General features: G+C 68.8%; 23 protein-coding genes. 16 read left to right on the forward strand and 7 right to left on the reverse strand.

Going from position 1 to position 20,040, the window contains the following annotated elements; genetic code table 11:
• Position 1 precedes the first annotated feature (1 nt).
• Positions 2-430: an MOSC domain-containing protein gene (locus G6N58_RS23655; RefSeq protein WP_115277059.1), complete on the forward strand. Its 429-nt coding sequence runs from the start codon at positions 2-4 to the stop codon at positions 428-430.
• Here G6N58_RS23655 and G6N58_RS23660 read toward each other — a convergent pair.
• Together G6N58_RS23660 and G6N58_RS23665 are read right to left on the reverse strand one after the other, a co-directional pair.
• The gene (locus G6N58_RS23660; protein WP_115277058.1) at positions 427-1,677 is read right to left on the reverse strand and encodes a cytochrome P450; all 1,251 of its coding nucleotides are present in this window, start codon (positions 1,675-1,677) and stop codon (positions 427-429) included. The genes G6N58_RS23655 and G6N58_RS23660 overlap by 4 nt on opposite strands.
• A gap of 4 nt (positions 1,678-1,681) precedes the next feature.
• On the reverse strand, positions 1,682-2,602 hold the full coding sequence (locus G6N58_RS23665; protein ID WP_115277057.1) for a hypothetical protein: 921 nt from the start codon (positions 2,600-2,602) through the stop codon (positions 1,682-1,684).
• 33 nt (positions 2,603-2,635) lie between these two features.
• On the opposite strand from G6N58_RS23665, the gene tenA reads away from it, so the two are divergent.
• The gene (tenA, locus tag G6N58_RS23670) at positions 2,636-3,316 is read left to right on the forward strand and encodes a thiaminase II (protein WP_232067975.1); all 681 of its coding nucleotides are present in this window, start codon (positions 2,636-2,638) and stop codon (positions 3,314-3,316) included.
• An 83-nt stretch (positions 3,317-3,399) separates the two neighbouring features.
• The gene (locus tag G6N58_RS23675; RefSeq protein WP_232067976.1) at positions 3,400-5,058 is read left to right on the forward strand and encodes a sensor domain-containing diguanylate cyclase; all 1,659 of its coding nucleotides are present in this window, start codon (positions 3,400-3,402) and stop codon (positions 5,056-5,058) included.
• Between the two features lie 4 nt (positions 5,059-5,062).
• Here G6N58_RS23675 and G6N58_RS23680 read toward each other — a convergent pair whose 3' ends face one another.
• Positions 5,063-5,494 (reverse strand): type II toxin-antitoxin system Rv0910 family toxin, encoded by a 432-nt coding sequence (locus tag G6N58_RS23680; protein ID WP_115281300.1) that lies wholly within the window; start codon positions 5,492-5,494, stop codon positions 5,063-5,065.
• Positions 5,495-5,587: 93 nt separating this feature from the next.
• On the opposite strand from G6N58_RS23680, the gene G6N58_RS23685 reads away from it, so the two are divergent.
• From G6N58_RS23685 to G6N58_RS23715, 7 genes are all read left to right on the forward strand, one after another.
• A complete protein-coding gene (locus tag G6N58_RS23685; protein WP_115282118.1) occupies positions 5,588-6,031 on the forward strand; it encodes a Fur family transcriptional regulator in 444 nt (147 codons plus the stop codon).
• Positions 6,032-6,053: 22 nt separating this feature from the next.
• Complete coding sequence (gene katG / locus G6N58_RS23690) at positions 6,054-8,288, forward strand: catalase/peroxidase HPI (protein ID WP_115281299.1); 2,235 nt, start codon at positions 6,054-6,056, stop codon at positions 8,286-8,288.
• A gap of 256 nt (positions 8,289-8,544) precedes the next feature.
• On the forward strand, positions 8,545-8,934 hold the full coding sequence (locus G6N58_RS23695; protein ID WP_115281298.1) for an STAS domain-containing protein: 390 nt from the start codon (positions 8,545-8,547) through the stop codon (positions 8,932-8,934).
• A 116-nt stretch (positions 8,935-9,050) separates the two neighbouring features.
• Positions 9,051-10,259 carry a PP2C family protein-serine/threonine phosphatase gene (locus G6N58_RS23700; RefSeq protein ID WP_163908369.1) on the forward strand — a complete coding sequence of 403 codons (1,209 nt, stop codon included), beginning with the start codon at positions 9,051-9,053 and terminating at the stop codon, positions 10,257-10,259.
• Positions 10,256-11,872, forward strand: a complete 1,617-nt coding sequence (locus G6N58_RS23705) for a sensor histidine kinase (protein WP_115281297.1) — start codon at positions 10,256-10,258, stop codon at positions 11,870-11,872. The genes G6N58_RS23700 and G6N58_RS23705 overlap by 4 nt, the downstream gene beginning before the upstream one ends.
• Entirely contained in the window at positions 11,869-12,309 is a 441-nt protein-coding gene (locus G6N58_RS23710) for a response regulator (protein WP_115281296.1), read from the forward strand. The genes G6N58_RS23705 and G6N58_RS23710 overlap by 4 nt, the downstream gene beginning before the upstream one ends.
• A gap of 6 nt (positions 12,310-12,315) precedes the next feature.
• On the forward strand, positions 12,316-12,969 hold the full coding sequence (locus tag G6N58_RS23715) for an MOSC domain-containing protein (RefSeq protein ID WP_115281295.1): 654 nt from the start codon (positions 12,316-12,318) through the stop codon (positions 12,967-12,969).
• A gap of 12 nt (positions 12,970-12,981) precedes the next feature.
• Here G6N58_RS23715 and G6N58_RS23720 read toward each other — a convergent pair whose 3' ends face one another.
• Genes G6N58_RS23720 through G6N58_RS23730 form a run of 3 tightly spaced genes read right to left on the reverse strand, consistent with a single transcriptional unit; the run spans position 12,982 to position 15,060 of the window.
• Positions 12,982-13,626: a M15 family metallopeptidase gene (locus G6N58_RS23720; RefSeq protein ID WP_115281294.1), complete on the reverse strand. Its 645-nt coding sequence runs from the start codon at positions 13,624-13,626 to the stop codon at positions 12,982-12,984.
• A complete protein-coding gene (locus G6N58_RS23725) occupies positions 13,586-14,275 on the reverse strand; it encodes a DUF899 domain-containing protein (RefSeq protein WP_115281293.1) in 690 nt (229 codons plus the stop codon). Before G6N58_RS23725 ends, G6N58_RS23720 begins: the two co-directional genes overlap by 41 nt.
• Positions 14,272-15,060, reverse strand: coding sequence for an ArsR/SmtB family transcription factor (locus G6N58_RS23730; protein ID WP_115281292.1), 789 nt, complete (start codon positions 15,058-15,060; stop codon positions 14,272-14,274). The genes G6N58_RS23725 and G6N58_RS23730 overlap by 4 nt, the downstream gene beginning before the upstream one ends.
• A gap of 58 nt (positions 15,061-15,118) precedes the next feature.
• On the opposite strand from G6N58_RS23730, the gene G6N58_RS23735 reads away from it, so the two are divergent.
• From G6N58_RS23735 to G6N58_RS23760, 6 genes are all read left to right on the forward strand, one after another.
• Positions 15,119-15,697 carry a class I SAM-dependent DNA methyltransferase gene (locus G6N58_RS23735; protein WP_115282116.1) on the forward strand — a complete coding sequence of 193 codons (579 nt, stop codon included), beginning with the start codon at positions 15,119-15,121 and terminating at the stop codon, positions 15,695-15,697.
• Positions 15,694-16,842: an alkaline phosphatase family protein gene (locus tag G6N58_RS23740; protein WP_232067977.1), complete on the forward strand. Its 1,149-nt coding sequence runs from the start codon at positions 15,694-15,696 to the stop codon at positions 16,840-16,842. The genes G6N58_RS23735 and G6N58_RS23740 overlap by 4 nt, the downstream gene beginning before the upstream one ends.
• Before the next feature lie 10 nt (positions 16,843-16,852).
• A complete protein-coding gene (yaaA, locus tag G6N58_RS23745) occupies positions 16,853-17,599 on the forward strand; it encodes a peroxide stress protein YaaA (RefSeq protein ID WP_115281291.1) in 747 nt (248 codons plus the stop codon).
• A gap of 79 nt (positions 17,600-17,678) precedes the next feature.
• Complete coding sequence (locus G6N58_RS23750) at positions 17,679-18,140, forward strand: hypothetical protein (protein WP_115281290.1); 462 nt, start codon at positions 17,679-17,681, stop codon at positions 18,138-18,140.
• Complete coding sequence (locus G6N58_RS23755; protein ID WP_115281289.1) at positions 18,130-18,714, forward strand: DUF6529 family protein; 585 nt, start codon at positions 18,130-18,132, stop codon at positions 18,712-18,714. The genes G6N58_RS23750 and G6N58_RS23755 overlap by 11 nt, the downstream gene beginning before the upstream one ends.
• Positions 18,711-19,172, forward strand: a complete 462-nt coding sequence (locus G6N58_RS23760) for a Rieske (2Fe-2S) protein (protein WP_407664133.1) — start codon at positions 18,711-18,713, stop codon at positions 19,170-19,172. The genes G6N58_RS23755 and G6N58_RS23760 overlap by 4 nt, the downstream gene beginning before the upstream one ends.
• Here G6N58_RS23760 and G6N58_RS23765 read toward each other — a convergent pair.
• Positions 19,155-19,985 carry an alpha/beta fold hydrolase gene (locus G6N58_RS23765; RefSeq protein WP_115281288.1) on the reverse strand — a complete coding sequence of 277 codons (831 nt, stop codon included), beginning with the start codon at positions 19,983-19,985 and terminating at the stop codon, positions 19,155-19,157. The genes G6N58_RS23760 and G6N58_RS23765 overlap by 18 nt on opposite strands.
• Positions 19,986-20,040 lie beyond the last annotated feature (55 nt).

The following is a 20,040-nucleotide window of genomic DNA, read 5'->3' on the forward strand; positions in this document are numbered from 1 at the left end:
GGTGCAGGTGCTCTCCATCCACATCGCCAAGGCCCGCAGGCTGCCGGCCCGTCCGGTGGACTCGGTGTTCGCCGAAGAGGGCAAGGGCCTGGTGGGTGATCGTTACCACGGCACCCGGCACCGGCACGTCACCATCCAGTCCCAGCAGCGCCTCGATGAAGCCGCCGCTGACCTGGGCCACGGCTTCGACCCCGGAGCCACCCGGCGCAACATCACCGTCGACGCCGGGGACATCCCCACCGCACCCGGGACCCGGCTGCACATCGGTGACGTCGAACTCGAGGTGGTCCGGGTGGCGGCGCCGTGCCGTCTGCTCGACGACGACATCGGACCCGGCGCGGCGGCGGCGTTGCGCCGACGGGGCGGCTCGGTCTTCCGCATTCTGCGTTCGGGCACCATCAGTGTCGGAGACGCCGTTCTGCCCGCTTAGAGGTCCACCGGCAGTTCGGCCAGCCCGCGCAGCGTGACGTTGGGCTTGTACACCGGCTCTGCCCCCAGCCGCGCGCCGGGGAAACGCGCCGTCACCGCCGACAGGGCCGCGGCGGCTTCGAGGCGGACCAGCGGCGCCCCCAGGCAGAAATGTGTGCCCCGGCCGAAAGCCAAGTGTCGGATTGTCTTTCGATCCGGATCGAACTCGTCGGGCCGCTCGTTGGCCGACGGGTCACGGTGGGCCGCGGCCAGCAGCACGATCATGGTGTCCCCTTGTGGTACCCGCGTACCACCGATCACCATCTCCTCGGCCGCGATGCGGCCCAGCAGCTGTGCGGGGGCGTCATAGCGCAGGGACTCCTCGATGACCTTGCCCACGCGACTGCGGTCTGCGCCCAGGGCCGCCCACTGCCGGGGATGGCGCAGCATCGCCAGGACGGCGTGAGCGATCAGGCTGACGGTGGATTCGTGGCCGGCGATGAGCAGCAGGTTGCAGGTCGAGATGATCTCGTCCTCGGTCAGCTGGTCCCCGGTCTCCTCGACCGCGATGAGCGCAGAGATCAGGTCGTCACCCGGGTGGCCGCGGCGGCGTTCGATGAGGTCGCGGAAGTACCGGCGCAGCCACTTGCCTGCCTCGATGCGTTGGTCGAAACCGTCCGGCACGGCGCCGGTGGCCGCCAGGAACGGGTCGACGGTCTGGCCGAGCAGAGTCGAGGCGCGTCCGAACTGCGGCTCGTCTTCAACCGGGACCCCGAGCAGCCGGCAGATCACCCCGACCGCCAGCGGGTAGGCCAGGTCGGCCACCGCATCGAAGTGGCCACGCCGCTGCGCGGCGTCCAGCAAGTCGTCGACCATGGCCGCGATGTCGGGAGCCAGCTCGTTGACCACTTTGGGGACGAAGGCCTTGCTCACCAGGGTGCGCAATCGGGTGTGGTCCGGCGGATCCAGGAAGAGGAACGCCGGGGCGCGACGGCGGTCCACCAGGCCGGCCAGACCGAAGGGCCGCGGGGCTTCCCCCGCGGCGATCTGCCGCTGTGCCAGTGTCGATTTGAGGCGGTCGCTGGCGGAGGCCGGATGCCGCAGCACCGCATCGCAGTCGGCGAAGGAGGTGAAGACGGTGAGACTGACCTCCGGTATCTGGACCGGGCCGTGTTCGCGCAGGGCGTGGAAGTGCGGATAGGGATCGAGTCGGTTCGACGGTGAGAGGGCCGCTCCCAGCAACGCATGCGATTCGGTCACGGTCACCATGGACTCATTGTGCAGAATGCGACGGCCGCAACGGAATGAACACGGATTCCAGGACGGCGGACCGTCCCGCGCGCGCAGCGGTCCGACGCGACGCCGTGTTCAGCCGGTCGATGGTCCCCACCAGCAATCTCCGCGGGTCGACGCCGGGCAGTCTGCCCCACGCTGCCTGCGCGGACGCGGCCAGGTGGCGACCCCGGTGCGTAGTGAGAATCACTTCTTCCTGGATCTCGTAACCATCGATCCACAGCACCTCACCCGGCGCGACGGCGAGCGCGCCCACCGGCATGTCGTCGACGGTGATTGCGTGCACGGTGTTGTCCCGGTGCCAGCGGCGCACGTCGTCGGGATCGGCGGCGCGCAGGTTTCGGGCGAGTTGCGGGTCCTGCTCTGCAAGCGCCGCGTAGCGTGCGATCACCAAGTCGACGGCCTCCTCTGCATCGCCGAAGGCGGTCAGGCCGACGCGGCCGTCGGGTGCGGTCAGTCGCGCACACGGCGCCGCGAATACCGTGTCGTCGACGACGGTGCCCGGCAGCGGCCGCACCCCGGGCAGGTCGTGCAGCCGGGCCCAGCGCACGTCGAAGGTCCGCCACTCCCGGCGCACGCAGTCGGCCAGCGCGGCGACGTCGGTGAAGTCGTGACAGATCACGTCGACGAACGGGCGGCCGATGTCGCGGCCGTAGAATCGGATGCCACCCATCATCACGCCCGCCGACGTGGTGACGATGCGGTGGGCGTAATCGCCCTCGACCACGCCGGGCAGCTTGATGTGGGCGCTGAACTCGCGGTCGAAGTCAGCGTTGCCCACGCGGTGAAACTCCCCCGCCAACCACTGAGTCACGCGGGCAAAACCCTTGTCGCCGAAGAGGTTTGCGGCACACATCAGATGCCCGGCCAGCGAGGGCCACCGTGCCGGATCGCCGCCCATCCCCCGACCTTACCGTGGGCTAGAGTGGCCCCGGTGACAACACCGAGCGCCGATCCGTGGTCCACGCAGCTGTGGCAGGAGATCACCCCGATCTTCGAGGCCATCGTCGCGCATCCGTTCATCACCGGCCTGACCGATGGCTCGTTGGAGGCCGACGTCTTCGCCCACTATGTGGCTCAGGACGTGCACTACCTCCGGGAGTACGCGCGCACGCTTGCGTTGATCGGGGCCAGGTGCCCCACGCTGGCCGACACCGCGATGTTCGCCAAACATGCCGCCGGCGTGGTGGACGACGAGCTGGCCCTGCACGCGTCCCTGCTGCCGGAGCTGGGGCTGGACCCGGCCGACATCGCTGCCACGCCAGTGGCACCCACCACGGTCGCCTACACCAGCTACCTGCTCTCCACCACCTACTCGGGCAGTTTCGTCGACGGCCTGGCGGCCATCCTGCCCTGCTATTGGATCTATCTCGAGGTGGGCCGCCATCTGGTGACGAAGGGTTCACCGGACCCCCGGTTCCAGCGCTGGATCGACACCTACTCCGGCGACGAGTTCGCCGCCGCCGTGGCCGAGGTGATCGCCCTCGCCGACCGGGTGGGTCCGACGCTGGACCCCGAGGCGCAGGTTCAGGCCCGGATGCACTTCACCACCACGGCACGGTACGAGTGGATGTTCTTCGACGCGGCGTTTCGCCGTGAGAACTGGCCCGTCTGACAGTCTTTCAGATCGTGACCCGGGGACGGCGCGGTTGCGTAGGCTCAGGCACACGGGGTGAGCCGTAGTTCGCGGGGTGGAACATGACCGAGATGCCGCAGTGGCGCCATCGCCGTGATGTCCGCGCCTCTGCGTCCTCTCCCGACCACGCGCTGTTCCCGGCGATGTCGGAGCTGCTGGATGGCGCCGGTACCGAGCGGGTGGATGTCCTGAGGTCGCTGCTGCACATGTCCCAGGCGGTGCTGTGCGCGCGGTACTTCGACGAGGTACTGGAAGTCGTTGCGCACCACACCCTGTCGGTCCTGGATGCGGCGTCGGTGTCGATCAGCCGCTGGGAACGCGACGAAAACGCGCTGCGCACCCTGATCAACGCCGGCAAACTCGGCCCGGGCGAAGAACCGTGGCCGGAGAACGAAACATATCCGGTGGATGTCGATCGCCGCATCATGCAGCTGCTGCGCCAGGGGCTGCCCTACGTCCATTCCATCGACGATCCATCCCCGGATCCCCGCTCGGTGCTGTGGACCGTCCAGAAGGAGAGCGAGCTGGCCGTTCCGGTGATGTACAACGACGCCATGTGGGGCGAGCTGTGGGTCAGCGGCACCGACGGCAGGCGTTTCGGCGCCGATGACGTCCAGCTGCTGCAGGCCATCGCCGCGCACATGGCCGTGGCTGTCGGCCGGTCCCAGCTGTTCAGCACGGTCTGGCGGCAGGCGTTCGAAGACCCCCTCACCGGGCTTGCCAACCGGCGCGGCCTCGATCAGGCGTTCGCCGACATGACCGTCGAGGAGGTCCGGCCGGCATTGCTGGTGTGCGACCTGGACGGTTTCAAGGAGGTCAACGACCAGCGCGGGCACCCCGCCGGTGATGCGCTGCTGCGCACCGTCGCCGACGCATTGGCAGCCACCGCCTCGGCCATCCCCGGTTCCGTGGTGGCCCGACTCGGCGGTGACGAGTTCTGCGTGGTGTTGCCCCGCTGCGGACTCCAGGACGCCGAGAACTTCGCCGTCGGCGCCACCCGCGCGATCATCGAGTATGCGGGCGAGCCGATCTCATTGAGCTGGGGCGCCGCAGTCAGCGGAACGTCGGTGGCCGACGGGCCTGCACTGGTGGCGGCGGCGGACGCAGCCCTGCTGCAGTCCAAACGGCTGGGGCCGGGCCGGTTCAGCACCGGGATCGCCGACGACAACCCGGTACCCGCAGCGGGGGTTCGGCAACGCGGTGTCCTGCCGGCGCTGACCGTCGACCTGGTGGCACACGTCACCGGCCTGCTGGACCGCTACCCACCGCGGACACCCGCCCAGGCTCTGCAGATCCTGGCCGTGCAGGTGTGCAATGTCGCCGGCGCGGCGGCCTGGTCGCTGTCGATGGTGACGGAGGACGGTCAGGGCATCCGCGCGTATCGCGGGGTGGAGAGCGCCCGCGACGGGGTGTCCGGGTTACGGGTGCTGGCCGCGCCACAGGACACCGTGTTCGCGCTGGCCGACTACCCGGCCACGGCACGGGCGCTGACCACCGGCGTGCCGTTCCTGGCGTCGGTCGACCTCACGGAGTCGGATCCGGCGGAGGTCGCGCTGCTCGAGGAACTCGGCTACCGCGCGGTGCTGGTGGCCACGGCCGACGACGGCGCCACCCGCTACATCGTCGAGATCTACTCCGATACCGGCCACACCGAACTGGCGGCCATCATGGCGCAGGTGCGGGTGCTCGCGGCGTACTGCTGCGCCCCGCGGCGGCCGTGACGGCCTACGCGTAGAGCTTCTCGAACTGCTGCACCGAACGCTCGATGTCCCCTTTGACCGCGCGCGCGGCCACCGCGCCGATGGGACCGAACAGCGGTGGGCCGCCGAGGTCGAGGGTCACGGCGAACGCGCATCCGTTCGCGGTCGGCGTCACCTTCATGGCGAGCCCGTACCTGGTGCCCCCGACTCCCGAGCCGATGACCTCGAGTTGTGAAGGTGGGTCGAACCGTTTGACCGTCCAGGTGACGCGATTGCGCATCCCCTTGGCGCCTGCCACCCCGACAATCCTTGTGCCTACGGTGATCTCGTCGGGCAGGTCGCTGCGCCACCCCTCGTGCATCACCAGCCAGTCCCCCAGGGAACCGAGATCGGAGGCGTGCGCCCAGGCGTCGTCGGGGCTCAGGGACAGCTCCCGGGTGAGCTGGAGTTTGGCCATGGCCCGAATGATAACGGGTGCTACCACAGCCCTTTTCAGATTGGTGGCGGCCAAGTCTTGACTCATTCCAGAAAAGCGGGCAGGGTGGCGGATGTGAACCCGGACTCGGATTACGCGGAGCAGCTGCGCACAGCTGACCTCCGGGTGACACGACCCCGGGTCGCCGTTCTCGAAGCCGTCCACGCCCACCCGCACGCCGACACCGAGACGATCTTCGGTGCCGTCCGCTCCGCTCTGCCGGAGGTCTCCCGGCAAGCCGTCTACGACGTGCTCAATGCCTTGACTGCTGTGGGGCTGGTGCGACGGATCCAGCCGTCGGGCTCGGTTGCCCGCTATGAATCGCGGGTCGACGACAACCACCACCACGTGGTGTGCCGCTCCTGTGGCGTCATCGCCGACGTCGACTGCGCCGTCGGCGACACGCCCTGTCTCACCGCATCAGACGATCTCGGCTTCACCATCGACGAGGCCGAGGTCATCTACTGGGGCCTGTGCCCCGATTGTGCAGCACCTGTTTCATCAGCCCTGAGAAGATAACCGCCCTTCTGAAAGGAATCTCGTGTCCTCTGATACCTCCGATGCGCGCCCTCCGCACTCGGATGCCAAGACCAGCAGCAACAGCGAGTCCGAGAACCCGATCATCGACTCGCCGACGCCCAAGGTGCATGCTCCGCTGACCAACAAGGACTGGTGGCCCGAGCAGGTCGACGTCTCGGTTCTGCACAAGCAGTCATCCAAGGGCAATCCATTCGGTGAGGCCTTCGACTACGCGGCGGAATTCGCCAAGCTCGATGTCGAGGCGTTCAAGGCCGACGTCATCGACCTCATCCGGACCTCGCAGGACTGGTGGCCCGCCGACTACGGCAACTACGCCGGCCTGTTCATCCGGATGAGCTGGCACGCCGCAGGCACCTACCGGATCTACGACGGCCGCGGCGGGGCCGGGCAGGGCGCGCAGCGCTTCGCCCCCCTCAACAGCTGGCCCGACAACGCGAACCTGGACAAGGCGCGCCGGCTGCTGTGGCCGATCAAGCGCAAGTACGGCAACAAGATCTCCTGGGCCGACCTGATCGCCTACGCCGGCAACGCCGCGCTGGAACAGTCCGGCTTCAAGACCGCGGGATTCGCGTTCGGTCGCGAGGACATCTACGAGCCCGAGGAGATCCTGTTCGGTCAGGAGGACACCTGGCTGGGTACCGACAAGCGCTACGGCGGCACCAACGACAGCGACCGCGAGCTGGCCGAGCCGTTCGGCGCCACCACCATGGGCCTGATCTATGTCAACCCCGAAGGCCCGGAGGGCAAGCCGGATCCGCTGGCCGCCGCGCACGACATCCGCGAGACATTCGGCCGGATGGCGATGAACGACGAAGAGACCGCGGCGCTGATCGTCGGTGGCCACACCTTGGGCAAGACCCACGGCGCCGCCGACGTCAACGTGGGCCCCGAGCCCGAAGGCGCCCCGATCGAGCAGCAGGGCCTGGGCTGGAAGTGCCCCTTCGGTTCCGGTAAGGGCAACGACACGGTCACCAGCGGGCTCGAGGTCATCTGGACCGGCACCAACAGCGAGTGGAGCAACCGCTACCTGGAGATCCTCTACGGCAACGAGTGGGAGCTGACCAAGAGCCCCGCCGGGGCCTGGCAGTTCGAGGCCAAGGACGCCGAGGCCACCATCCCCGATCCGTTCGGCGGTCCGCCGCGCAAGCCCACCATGCTGGTGACCGACGTCTCGATGCGCGTGGATCCGATCTACGGTGAGATCACCCGCCGTTGGCTCGACCATCCCGAAGAGATGGACGAGGCCTTCGCCAAGGCCTGGTACAAGCTGCTGCACCGAGACATGGGCCCGATCAGCCGCTACCTCGGCCCGTGGGTGGCCGAGCCGCAGCTGTGGCAGGATCCGGTGCCGGCCGTCGAGGGTGCGTTGGTCTCGGATGCCGAGGTCGCGGACCTGAAGGCGAAGGTCCTGGATTCCGGCCTGTCGATCCAGCAGCTGGTCAAGACGGCGTGGGCGTCGGCGTCGAGCTTCCGCGGCACCGACAAGCGCGGCGGCGCCAACGGCGCCCGGCTGCGTCTGGAGCCGCAGCGCAGCTGGGAGGTCAACGAGCCCTCCGAGCTGGCCAAGGTGCTGCCGGTGCTGGAGAAGATCCAGGACGAGTTCAACGGCAAGGCTTCTGCATCTGTCTCACTGGCCGACCTGATCATCATCGCGGGTAACGCGGCGATCGAAAAGGCCGCCAAGGACGGCGGTTTCGACATCACGGTGCCGTTCACCCCGGGCCGCACCGATGCCACCCAGGAACAGACCGACGTCGAGTCGTTCGCAGTGCTCGAACCGCAGGCCGACGGCTTCCGCAGCTTCGCCAAGGCGGGCGAGAAGGCTCAGCTGGAGCAGTTGCTGGTGGACAAGGCGTACTTCCTGGACCTCACCGCTCCGGAGATGACCGTCCTGATCGGCGGGTTGCGGGCACTGGGCGCCAACCATGGCGGCAGCAAGCACGGCGTGTTCACCGACTCCCCCGGTGTGCTGTCCACCGACTTCTTCGTCAACCTTCTGGACATGGGGACGAAGTGGAAGTCGGCGGAGACCGGGGAGAACGTCTACGAGGGCGTCGACCGGGCCACCGGCGAGAAGAAGTGGACCGCCACCGCCGCCGACCTGGTGTTCGGCTCCAACTCGGTGCTGCGTGCCATCGTCGAGGTGTACGCCCAGGACGACAACAAGGACAAGTTCGTCAACGATTTTGTCAAGGCGTGGGTCAAGGTGATGGAGGCCGACCGCTTCGACATCTGATCGACGACCGACTGACGCCCCGCGAGCATGCGTGCTCGCGGGGCGTTCTCGTTTGCTTTGTCGGTGCCGGTTCCCTAGTTTGCCGGCGAGCCCACAGAACTTACCCGCAAGTAATCTCTGCCCTGTTGAGCCGGGTCCACTGAGAAGTGTGTGACGACTGTTTCTTATCAAAGCATTAGCTGAATCGGGCTCCGTAGCGGGTGGGCGGCGATACCGTAGATCACAGTTCGGTCACCATCGGGAAACGAGGCTGTCAATGACTGCTGATATTCGTGCTTGCTCGCGCCACCTCGCCACCGTGGTCGCCGTCCGCGGGGACATCACCGCTGCCGACATCGAACCGGTGACGGCCCGGGTGCTGCGCTTCGTCCTGCCGGACACCTCCTTCGTGCTGGATCTCAGTGAGTCGACGTCCATCGCCGCCGAAGGCGCCGCACTCCTGGCCGCCGTTGATGACGCGTGTGCCGTTGCCGGCGTGGAATGGGCGCTGGTCAGCGCGGCGCCCGTGATGGCGCTGTTCGACGAGGACCTGCGGGACCGACTGCTGCCGGTGGTCGACAGCGTCGCCGACGCGCTCCATGATTTTGCCGACGCCGCGGCGGCCCGGCGCAGCATGCTGCTGCCACTGCTGCAACGCACGGCCTGACGGCGCGCCCCCTGCCTTCGAACATGTGACCGCCGTCCACGGTAAGGTCGTCTGGTCGCACTCCAGCAAGGGTTGCGCCGTCTGACCGGCTGTGACCGAAGGACCCTGATTTGTCGATGACTGCGCCGCACGTCCCGGATCCGGCGCCGGTCCTGCCCTACCATCCCTATGATCAGCGGCTGTCGCTGTTGCTCGTTGAGGATGACCGCGCCGATGCCGTTCTGGTCGAGGAACTGATCGCCGACACCGCCGCCGACATCGGGCTGGTGTGGGCACCGACAATGGCCGACGCCCAACGCGAACTGGCCGCCGCGCGGCCGGACTGTGTGCTGCTGGACCTGAACCTGCCCGATGCGGCCGGTATCACCGCGCTGGACCGGATCGCCGCCTTCGACTCCACCGTCCCGGTCATCGTCCTCACCGGGCTCAACGACGAACCCTTCGGAGTGTCCGCGGTGGCATCCGGCGCGCAGGACTATCTGGTCAAGGGCCGGGTCGAACCCGAGATGCTGCGCCGCGCGGTGCTCTATGCCATCGAGCGCAAGCGCGCCGAGCTCACTGCTGTGGAACTCCACGCCAGCCAGCTGCGGGCCTCGGAGAACGCCCGCCTGGAGCGCGGACTGTTGCCGTCGCCTCTGCTGCTCGACCACCCGGGGGTGGAGATCGTGGCGCAGTACCGTCCCAGCCGCGCGAATGCGCTGCTGGGGGGCGACTTCTACGACTTCGTCCAGACCCCGGACCGCACGGTGCACGTCATGATCGGCGATGTCGCCGGGCACGGTCCCGACGAGGCGGCGCTCGGGGTGGCGTTGCGGATTGCCTGGCGCACCCTGACGCTGGCCGGCCTGCGGGGGTCGGACCGCATGGGCCAGCTGGGCCGAATCCTGCACGCCGAACGCGCCACCAGGAAGATCTTCGCGACTGTGCTGAGCCTCGCGATCCCGCCGGACAGCCCCACCATCACCGCGGTGCGAGCCGGCCACCCCGGAATGCTGCTGCACGGCGGCGGCACCGTGGAGTGGGTGGAACCGCCGGGCGGACCCGCGCTGGGGCTGCGCAGCGGGTCGTGGGAAGCCACACAGGTCGCCCTGCCGCCCGGGTACGGGCTGGTGCTGCTCACCGACGGCCTGTTCGAGGGGCACTCTGGGCGCGGCAATGAACGCCTCGGCGAAGACGGCCTGCTGAAGCTGGCTCGCTCCTTCGCGGACCTGCGCGGTGCGGAGTTCGTCGACGCTCTCATCAACGGCGCCGAGGACCTGGCCCGCGACCACGGCGGACTCACCGACGACATCGCCGTGGTCCGCGTCGAGCGGGTCACCCGATGACCGAACCGCACACCCGATCCGACCGGATTCTCACGGTGCAGGGTTGGCTGAACCTGGTGCTGTCCGTCATGGGCCTGGTGGTCCTGGCCGGCGGTGTCGCGACGGTGCTGCTGCTGGGCCGCTCCGACCAGGTCACCGAGGAACTGACCGAGGACATCGGCCCCGCCCGCATCGCCGCGTATCAGCTGCAGGCAGCGCTGCGGGATCAGGAGACGGCAGTACGCGGTTACCTGATCGCCGCCGACCGCCAGTTCCTGGCCCCCTACTACGACGGTCAGCGGCTGGAAGCCGAAGCCGCCGCCGCCCTGCGCGAATCCGTCGGCGACCGCCCGGAGCTGATGGAGGACCTGACTGCCATCGAGGAGACCGCGGCCACCTGGCGCTCGGGGTACGCCGAGCCGGTGATCAGCACTGTCACCCCGGGAATCCCCGCGCTGGTGGACACCGCGACCGCCGAATCGGGCCGGGTGGCCTTCGACCGCCTGCGCGAGATGTTCTCCGTCCAGAACGCCAACCTGGTGCAGGCACGCCAAGCCGCCGCCGATGACCTGGACCGGGTGGACACCTGGCGCAACATCGTGCTGATCACGGTGGTGGTGGCCTTCCTGCTCACCGCGGGCCTGCTGGCGATCCTGGTGCGCAACGCCGTCACCCGGCCGTTGGCGATGCTGGCTGCCGCGTGCCGGCGCATCACCGATGGCGAATTCGCCGAACGCATTCCCCAAAGTGGCCCCCGCGACATCCGCGGGATTGCCAGCGACGTCGAGGACATGCGGCGGCGCATCGTCGAGGAACTCGAGACGTCCACCACCGCGCGCGCACGCCTGGCCGAACAGGCCGCCGAGCTCGACGAACAGGCGATCGAACTGCGCCGCTCCAACGCCGAACTCGAGCAGTTCGCCTACGTGGCCTCCCATGACCTGCAGGAGCCGCTGCGCAAGGTGGCGTCGTTCTGCCAGCTGCTGGAGAAGCGCTACGGCGACCAACTCGACGAGCGCGGCACCGAATACATCCGGTTCGCCGTCGACGGTGCCAAGCGGATGCAGCAGTTGATCAACGACCTGCTGGCCTTCTCCCGGGTGGGCAGGCTCAACGCCGCCCACGCCGACGTCGACCTTGCGGCCACCCTCGACGCCGGGCTGGCGAATCTGGCCGCCGCCGTCGAGGAGACCGGTGCCGAGATCGTCCGGCCCGCCACGCTGCCGCACCTGGTCGGTGATCCGACGCTGCTGGCGCTGTTGTGGCAGAACCTGATCGGCAATGCCATGAAGTTCCGCCGACCGGAAGCCGTGCCGCGGATCGTCATCGACTGCGCACCGGGTTCCGGGGAACGCGCCGGGTTCTGGGTGTTGTCGCTGACCGACAACGGGATCGGCATCGAGGCCGAGTTCGCCGACAAGGTATTCGTGATCTTCCAGCGCCTGCACGGACGCGACACCTACAGTGGCACCGGTATCGGTCTTGCGGTGTGCCGCAAGATCGTCGAACACCACGGCGGAACCATCTGGATCGACACGTCGTACACCGACGGAACACGTTTCTGCTTCACCCTGCCCGCCGAAACCCTGCCCGCCGAAACCCTGCCCGCCGAACCGGAAGGAAACCCCGCATGACAGACGAGGGTCGCGCGATCGACGTACTGCTCATCGAAGACGATCCCGGTGACGAGCTGATCACCCGGGAAGCGTTCGAGCACAACAAGATCAAGAACACCCTGCACGTCGCGCACGACGGTCAGGAGGGCCTGGACTTCCTGTACCGCCGGGGCCCGTTCGAGGGCGCACCGCGGCCCGACCTGATCCTGCTGGATCTGAACCTGCCCAAGTACGACGGTCGTCAGCTGCTGGAGAAGATCAAGTCCGACGCCGAACTGTCGTTGATCCCGGTGGTCGTGCTCACCACCTCCTCCGCCGAGGAGGACATTCTGCGCAGCTACAAACTGCACGCCAACGCCTACGTGACCAAGCCCGTGGACCTGGACCAGTTCATGAACGCCGTCCGTCAGATCGACGAGTTCTTCGTCCAGGTCGTCCGGCTGCCCAAGTACTGAGTCGCCATGCCGTCCATCCTGACCGTGAACATCGCGGCTGCGCGCGTGAACCCGGACAAGCCCGACCTGTCCACCGGTATCGACAAGCGGCCCACCGGAGACCCGGTCGAGGTGCGCGAGCCCGGCCCGCGCCGCGGTGGTCTGGGCAGCGGGCTGGTGGGCGACCTGATCGGCAACCCCAAGTTCCACGGCGGTGACGATCAGGCCGTTTACGCCTACGCCCGCGAGGATCTCGACGCCTGGCAGATCGAACTCGGCCGGGAGCTGCCCAACGGCATCTTCGGCGAGAACTTCACCACCTGCGGGCTCGACGTGACGGGGGCGCGGATCGGGGAACGCTGGCAGGTGGGCTCCCACGGCCTCGTCCTCGAGGTCACCTCGCCGCGGACGCCGTGCCGCACCTTCGCCAAGTTCCTCGACATCCGGGGCTGGATGAAGACGTTCACCGAAGCCGCCACCCCGGGCGCCTATCTGCGGGTGATCCACCCGGGCACGGTGCAGGCCGGCGACGAAGTGGAACTGGTGAGTCGCCCGGACCACGAGATCACGGTGGGCATGGTGTTCCGCGCGATCATGGGCGAACCCGAGCTGCTGCCGCACCTCCTGGTTGCCGATGCATTGCCGGACAAGATCAAGCAGAAGGCCGGCAGGCACGCCTGACCCGGGTGCGCGTCAGGACCACTCGAAGTGCTGGTAGTCCTTCGGTGTTCGCCAGTTGCCGCCCCAGGTCCAGCCGTGATCGGTGAAGGCGCGCACGGCGGCATCACCGTCCTTGAGCAGCCCGGGGTCGATGCGGTTGCGGTCGACGAACACCTCGGCGTTGGCCGGCTGATAAGCCCCGGTGCGGTCGATGTAGGGGTTGAAGCGGGGATTGATGTCGATGGCCTGACCGTAGGCGTGATAGGACCAGCTGCCCGAGCCGGGAATGTCGCGACAGTTGAAGGCCGAGGTGTTGTTGTCGCGCATCGACAGTTCGTCGTCGGCGTTGGGATAGTTCTCGACGGTGCGCATGCGTTCGATCGGGAAGCCCAGCCGGTAGAGCCGGTCGAACGCCGCGATCACCGCGTCGGTCAGGTCCTGGTGCACCACCAGTTGCCCGCGGTGGGTCTGCAGGTCCAGCCCCAGATAGTCGAGTTCGACCAGCCGCAGCTGCTCGGGTGGCACCGGGCAGCCGGGTCGCCAGGTGGCGCCGAGTTGCTCTGCGGTGACGGGTGACACGGTGGCCGGCTGGGCGTGCGCAACCGGTGCCGCGAGACACCCGATGGCGATCAGCAGGCTAGTGGCAGCCGCCAGCGTTGTGGTCCTCACCGTATTCATCGTGCCAGCGCCACCACTGATACGGCGGGGACTGCGGCGTGCCTGCCGGTGAATCCTCCCACTGCTCCTGGCGACCCAGCGCTGTGATGTCGAGATAACTCCAGGTGGAGCCCAGTGCCTCGTCACCGCGGTTGTTGATGAAATAGGTCCGGTAGATGCGACCGTCCTCGCGGATGAAGGCGTTGGTGCCGTGCCAGAGATCCACCCCGAAGTCGGCGTCGAAGCTGTCGGTGAGGGTGAACCACGGCATGGCCCAACCCATCCGCTGCCTGACCCGGGCGATGTCCGCCTGGGCGCCCCGGGAGACGAACACCAGAGTGGTGTCGCGGGCGTTGAGGTGGGCCAGGTTGCCGACGTGGTCGGCCACCATCGAGCACCCGACGCAGGGACGGTCGGGCCAGCCGTGCACATCGTCGTCGAAGAAGGCGCGGTAGACCACGAGCTGGCGGCGACCGTCGAACAGATCACCCAGGGTGGCCGGTCCGTCGGGGCCGTCGAAACGGTAGGGCCGGGTCACTTCCAGCCACGGCATCCGACGGCGTTTGGCAGCCAGTGCGTCACGCGCCCGGGTCAGCGCTTTCTCCTCGATCAGCAGCTGCTGCCAGGCCGCCTCCCACTCCTGTTGGCCCACAACGGTTCTGGTGGTCATGCCGCCACCCCGGCTGCTTCCAGGCCGCTCTTGAGATTGGACAGCTTCCACGGCCAGCCCCCCGAGATCAACGGGCGCACCACGCTGCCCGGGGGGAACCCGGCATGCACCACGGTGAGTTTGACCTGGTCCTCGACGTGAACGAGTTCGAAGGTGACCGTGGAGCGCGGCTCGGTGGCGGCCTGTTCGACCACGCCTGCGTCGATGCCCTTGGCGGTGGCTATCTCAGGCACGAAGGTGTGGAAGGTGACCGACAGCCGGGTGTAGGGCTGGTAGTCGAGTACCACCTGCTCGGGGTTGCGGATGTCGAGTTGCCCGTCGCACCAGGCGTAGGTGGAACCGACGTCCCACTTCTCGGTGACCAGCGCGTGCCCCAGGTAGCGCTGGGAGAACACCGGGTCCGTGAGCGCCTGCCAGAGCCGCTCTGGTGTTGTTCTGATGTAGGTTGTGTACACGAAATCTGTTGTCTGGGTCATGGTTTCACCTTCCAGTGCGGTCTTGAGGTCGGCCAAGGCCTGCACGCGGGCCCGGTCGTAACGGCGGATCCAGCGATCGGCGATCGCGTTGATGGGTTCGGCGTTGACGTAGTGCAGCTTTTCCCGGCCCTGCCTGCGGGTGCTGATGAGGTTGGCCGCTTCGAGCACGGCGAGGTGTTTGCTGACCGATTGCCGGGCCATCGCCAGGCCGCTGCACAGCTCGGTCAGGGTCTGCCCGGTTCGCTCGTCGAGACTGTCCAGCAGGGCGCGCCGGCTGGGGTCGGCCAACGCTTTGAACACCTCGTCCATACGGGAGGACAATATGCAGCCATGTGGCTGCATGTCAAGGGTGGTGTTGAATTCCACCATGGGAACTCGCTGGACCGGAACCGATGCACCCCGCGGAGACGACTACGACCGTCGATGGCGCCGGCTGGCTCGGGCCGGCCAGAACGTCCACGGCGAAGCCGACCTGGCGCAGCACCTGCTGCAGGAGACCGGCGGCACACGCGTCCTGGACGCCGGCTGCGGAACCGGAAGGGTGGCAATCGAATTGGCTGCCCGCGGGTACAGCACGCTGGGCGTGGACGCCGACGAGGGCATGCTGACCGCCGCCCGGTCGAAGGCACCCGGCCTGAGCTGGGTTCTGGGCGACCTGAGCACGTGGGAAGCGCCCGAACCCGTCGACCTGGCCCTGCTCGCCGGCAATGTGATGATCTACCTGGCGCCCGGTTCCGAAGCCGCAGTGCTGCAGCGAATGGCGGCCACGGTGGTCGACGGTGGCCTGGTGGTTGCCGGCTTCACCCTGCGCCCGGACCGCCTGGGGCTCAGCGACTACGACCGCCACGCCGAGGCGGCGGGCCTGACCCCGGTACACCGCTGGGCGACGTGGGACCGGGCGCCGTTCACCGGCGGCGACTACTCGGTCTCGGTGCACCGCAAGTGAACTCCGCCCTCCCCCAGCCGGATCCCGCGCTCCCCCACCTTGCCGACGTGGTCCCGGGGGTGCTGGCCGCCATGGGCGTCGGCGGTCTGGACTCCCCGCTGTCCTTCGGAGAGGTGTCGGGTGCCTGCGTCCTGCTGGTCGACGGGCTGGGTGCGGATCTGCTGGACGCCCACGCCGCCGACGCGCCCACCCTGGCCGCGCTGCGCAGCAGCAGTCTGCAGGTGGGCTTCCCGTCCACCACCGCTGCCGGGCTCGCCGCCGTCGGCACCGGCCGGCGCTCCGGGCAACACGGGATGGTCGGCTACACGTTCCGGGTGCCCGGCACCGGGGTGATCAACGCGTTGCGCTGGCGCCCCCATCCGTGGGGTGCCGACCTGCGCGAGCAGCTGATTCCCGAAGAGGTGCAACCACTTCCGACCACATTCGAGACCGCCGCGATGGCCGGGGTGGCGGTCAGCGTCGTCTCGGCAGCGGAGTTCACCGACTCGGGCCTGACCCGGGCGGTGCTGCGCGGCGGTCGCTACGTCGGGGTGCACGCCCTCGGTGACCTGGCCGCCACCGTCGCCCAGGTGATCGACGACGGCGGCTTCTGCTACGGCTACCACGCAGATCTGGACCTGGTGGGCCATCTGCACGGCCCCGGGTCCCGGGCCTGGCGGCTGCAGCTACGACAGGTGGACCGGCTGGTGGAATCCGTGGTCGAGGCACTGCCGCCGGGCGGTCTGCTGGCGGTGGTGGCCGACCACGGGATGGTCACAGCCGACCCGGAGACCACGCTGGACATCGACGCGGCACCGGAACTGCTGGACGGGGTCGAGGACATCGCCGGTGAACCCCGCGCCCGGCACGTCTATGTCCGGGCAGGTGCGGCCGCCGACGTGGGCCAGACCTGGTCGGCCGTCGTCGCCGACCGGGCCTGGGTACTCACCCGCGACCAGGCCATCACCGCCGGCTGGTTCGGCCCGCAGGTCAGCGCCCGGGTGGCCGCCCGGATCGGCGACCTGGTGGTGGCGGCCAGGGACTCTGCGGCGATGGTGCGGCGCACCGTCGAACCACTGGAATCGGCGCTGCTGGGCCACCACGGCTCGCTGACCTCCGCCGAGCAACGGGTGCCGCTGCTGCTGGCCCGCGGCCGGCTCGGTTAGGGTCTGCGCCGTGATCGTGCTGCTGCCACCCTCGGAAACCAAACAGCCCGACGGGGACGGGCCGCCGCTGGACCTCGACAGCCTGGCCACCGCGGAGCTGACCCCGCTGCGCGCCGAGCTGATCGACGAGCTGGTGACCCTGGCAGCCGACCGGCCCGCCAGCCGCGCCGCGCTGGGCATCTCCGCCGCCCAGGACGCCGAAATCGACCGCAACGCCGCCCTGCGCACCGCCCCGACGATGCCCGCGATCCACCGCTATACCGGCGTGCTGTACGACGCACTGGATGTCGGATCCCTGCGGGGTGCCGCGGCGGCGCGCGCAAGCGCCCGGCTGGCCGTCGGCTCCGCACTGTTCGGCCTGCTGCGCGCCGATGACCAGGTACCCGCCTACCGGCTCTCGGCCGGATCGAAATTGCCCGGTAGACCCACGTTGTCGGCCCGTTGGCGGCCGGTGCTGGAGCCCGCGCTGGCCCAGCTGGCCGATCGCGAGCTGGTGGTGGATCTGCGGTCCGGGTCGTACGCGGGTCTCGGCCGGCTACCCGCCGCGGTACGGGTGGATGTGCTGGCCGAGCATCCGGACGGGCACCGCAGCGTGGTGAGCCATTTCAACAAGGCGCACAAGGGCCGACTGGCCCGGGCGCTGGTCTCCTCGCGGGCCGAGCCCACCGATGCCGCCGGGGTGGCCGCCGTGGCCCGCCGCGCCGGGATGCGAATGGAGCGCAGCGGAAACGAGCTCACCGTGGTGATCCCCGCCTGACGGCAGCTCCGGCTGATCTCCAGCTGTTCTCCACACAAGCTCCAAGCTCGCGCCGCGCCGACCGCGCAGGATCAACCACATGCGAATCCAGAAACCTGTGTTGTCGATCTCCGCGGTTGCCGTGGTGGGTGCCGGACTGTGGCTGGCCAACGTCGCCGCCGATCCCGGCTCCGGCCCCGAGCTGGCATCGCCCCCGCCGTCGCCCGCCGCCGCCACCCTCACCACGGTCGCGCCCGCACCCCCTCCGCCACCGGTGCAGCAGTTCCCCACGGCGGCAACCTATTCTGGAACGGTCACCACACAAGGGGCGCCGATCGCCGTGGACATCACCGTCACCGACGGCACCGCCCGTGCCTACGTCTGCGACGGCGCGGCGATCGAGACCTGGATGTCCGGCACCGTCAGCGGCAATGTGATGAAGCTGGCCAGTGCCGACGGCACCATCGACGCGACGCTGCGCGACGCCACCGTGACCGGGACCCTGACCATCGGCGAGAAAAGCTGGGCGCTCACGGCACCGCAGGTGACCGATGCGCAGTGAGCTGGACCCCGACGCTCCCACCCAGCGTGCGCCCGTGGTCGGTGCGTCGCAGGCGGCCGTGCTGGGTACCGTCCTGATCGGGGCGGCAGTGGCAGTGGGACTCGGGGTCTTCGCCAAGGTGCACGAGCCCCGCTTCTTCGCGGTGAACGTGGCCGGATTCTCCAGCCCCACCGCGGTGAAGTCGTGGCTGGCCACCCTGGCGATGGCCCTGGGGGTGTTCCAGATGCTCTCGGCGCTGGCGATGTACCGGCTGCTGCCCCCCACCCGGACCCCGACCTGGCTGCGGCCCGCCCACGTCTGGTCCGGCCGGGTGGCCGTGCTGGCCAGCCTGCCGGTGGCGGTGCACTGCCTCTACGCGCTGGGCTTCCAGGCCTCCGACAGCCGGGTGCTGTTCCACTCCCTGTTCGGGTGCCTGTTCTACGGCGTCTTCGTGACCAAGATGCTGCTGCTGACCAAGCCGGGATTGCGGCCCTGGGTGCTCCCGGTCGCCGGCGGTCTGCTGTTCTTCGCGCTGGTGTACACCTGGCTGACCTCGGCGCTGTGGTTTTTCCAACTCAAAGGACTGACGCTGTGAGCACAGACGACAACAATCCCACCATGGACATCCCCGCCCTCAGGATCACCCGCCCCCGCTTCCTCGCCGCCCTCGGCCTCGGGGGTGCTGCCGCCACGCTGGCCGCGTGCAGTACCTACTCCGAGCAGTCGGCACCCTCGTCGTCGGGAGAGGCCGCCACCCCCGCGGCCCCGAGCGGATCGCAGGCTTTGGCGGCAACGGATCAGGTGCCGGTGGGCTCGGGCATCATCGTCGACGACGTGGTGCTCACCCAGCCGGTGGCCGGCGAGTTCAAAGGCTTCTCCAACATCTGCACCCACACCGGGTGCACGCTCAACGAAGTCGCCGACGGCACCATCAACTGCCCCTGCCACGGCAGCAAGTTCAACCTCGACGGCACCGTCGCCCGTGGGCCGGCGAGCCGACCGCTGGATCCCGCAGCCATTGTGGTGGAAGGCAATTCAATCCTGGCCGGGTGACAGGTTGGCCAGCACGGCGGCCGTGGTGTCCGCGGCCGTCATGCAGGTGAAATGATCACCGGCCGACTCGACGACGCGCACGCCTGCGTTGACCTCGCGCAGCGCCGCCACCGTCGCCGCCGGCACCACCTGCGGACCCGGCGCTATGGCCCGCACCACCGCAGCCGACATGGTCAACGCCCGCCAGTACGGGCTCCAGTCCCGCGGCCAGCGTTGCCCCAGATCTTCCTGGGCGGCCTGCCACGACGTCGTGGGTGCCCAGCGACCGTCGGGCAACTGGGCCAGTTCGTAGCGGTAGAACTCTTCCCAGTAGTCCGACCACGGCGCGATGTGTCCCGCAGCCCGCACCGCCGCCAGATACTCCTGCGGGTCATCGACGGTGCTCTGCAGCCGGGCCAGCCCGTCGCGGATCGGCACCAGCGCTGCCGGATCCGTCGGTCCCGCGTGGTCGATCAGCGTGATGCTGTGCAGCCGATCCCCGTCGTCGCGGGCGACCTGCATGGCGATGAGAGCGCCCAGTGACCAACCGATCAGGTCGAAGGTATGCGCTCCCAGCACGTCGGCCAGCGCGCGGACGTCGGCGGCGTGGCTCGCCAGACCGTAGGTGCCGGTGGTGGTGATCTCGCTGCGGCCGGTACCGCGCAGATCGAAGGCCACCGCCCGTCGGCCCGTGGCCGCGACCGCTTCACCGAGGTGCGTGTAGGCGGTCAGATTCGCCGCCAGCCCGGGCACACACAGCACCAGTGGCGTCGCCGGGTCACCCCAGCTGCGGATGCGGATCCGGCCCGACGGCAGGAGCAGGTCGTCGTCCATCCGGGCAATGTACTTGACCCCAGAAACGATCACGGGTCGTCGCCGGGGTCGATGA

It is taken from the genome of Mycolicibacterium tokaiense (genome assembly GCF_010725885.1).
Lineage (GTDB): Bacteria > Actinomycetota > Actinomycetes > Mycobacteriales > Mycobacteriaceae > Mycobacterium > Mycobacterium tokaiense.

Excerpts from the sequence above, each read along its gene's own strand:
- G6N58_RS23660 (WP_115277058.1), bottom strand. The coding sequence starts at position 1,677 with ATGGTGACCGTGACCGAATCGCATGCGTTGCTGGGAGCGGCCCTCTCA.
- G6N58_RS23765 (WP_115281288.1), bottom strand. The coding sequence starts at position 19,985 with ATGGACGACGACCTGCTCCTGCCGTCGGGCCGGATCCGCATCCGCAGC.
- G6N58_RS23715 (WP_115281295.1), top strand. The coding sequence starts at position 12,316 with ATGCCGTCCATCCTGACCGTGAACATCGCGGCTGCGCGCGTGAACCCG.
- G6N58_RS23675 (WP_232067976.1), top strand. The coding sequence starts at position 3,400 with ATGACCGAGATGCCGCAGTGGCGCCATCGCCGTGATGTCCGCGCCTCT.
- G6N58_RS23730 (WP_115281292.1), bottom strand. The coding sequence starts at position 15,060 with ATGGACGAGGTGTTCAAAGCGTTGGCCGACCCCAGCCGGCGCGCCCTG.
- G6N58_RS23680 (WP_115281300.1), bottom strand. The coding sequence starts at position 5,494 with ATGGCCAAACTCCAGCTCACCCGGGAGCTGTCCCTGAGCCCCGACGAC.
- G6N58_RS23725 (WP_115281293.1), bottom strand. The coding sequence starts at position 14,275 with ATGACCACCAGAACCGTTGTGGGCCAACAGGAGTGGGAGGCGGCCTGG.
- G6N58_RS23755 (WP_115281289.1), top strand. The coding sequence starts at position 18,130 with ATGCGCAGTGAGCTGGACCCCGACGCTCCCACCCAGCGTGCGCCCGTG.
- G6N58_RS23750 (WP_115281290.1), top strand. The coding sequence starts at position 17,679 with ATGCGAATCCAGAAACCTGTGTTGTCGATCTCCGCGGTTGCCGTGGTG.
- G6N58_RS23735 (WP_115282116.1), top strand. The coding sequence starts at position 15,119 with ATGGGAACTCGCTGGACCGGAACCGATGCACCCCGCGGAGACGACTAC.
- G6N58_RS23700 (WP_163908369.1), top strand. The coding sequence starts at position 9,051 with ATGACTGCGCCGCACGTCCCGGATCCGGCGCCGGTCCTGCCCTACCAT.
- G6N58_RS23720 (WP_115281294.1), bottom strand. The coding sequence starts at position 13,626 with ATGAATACGGTGAGGACCACAACGCTGGCGGCTGCCACTAGCCTGCTG.
- G6N58_RS23695 (WP_115281298.1), top strand. The coding sequence starts at position 8,545 with ATGACTGCTGATATTCGTGCTTGCTCGCGCCACCTCGCCACCGTGGTC.
- G6N58_RS23710 (WP_115281296.1), top strand. The coding sequence starts at position 11,869 with ATGACAGACGAGGGTCGCGCGATCGACGTACTGCTCATCGAAGACGAT.
- G6N58_RS23665 (WP_115277057.1), bottom strand. The coding sequence starts at position 2,602 with ATGGGCGGCGATCCGGCACGGTGGCCCTCGCTGGCCGGGCATCTGATG.
- G6N58_RS23705 (WP_115281297.1), top strand. The coding sequence starts at position 10,256 with ATGACCGAACCGCACACCCGATCCGACCGGATTCTCACGGTGCAGGGT.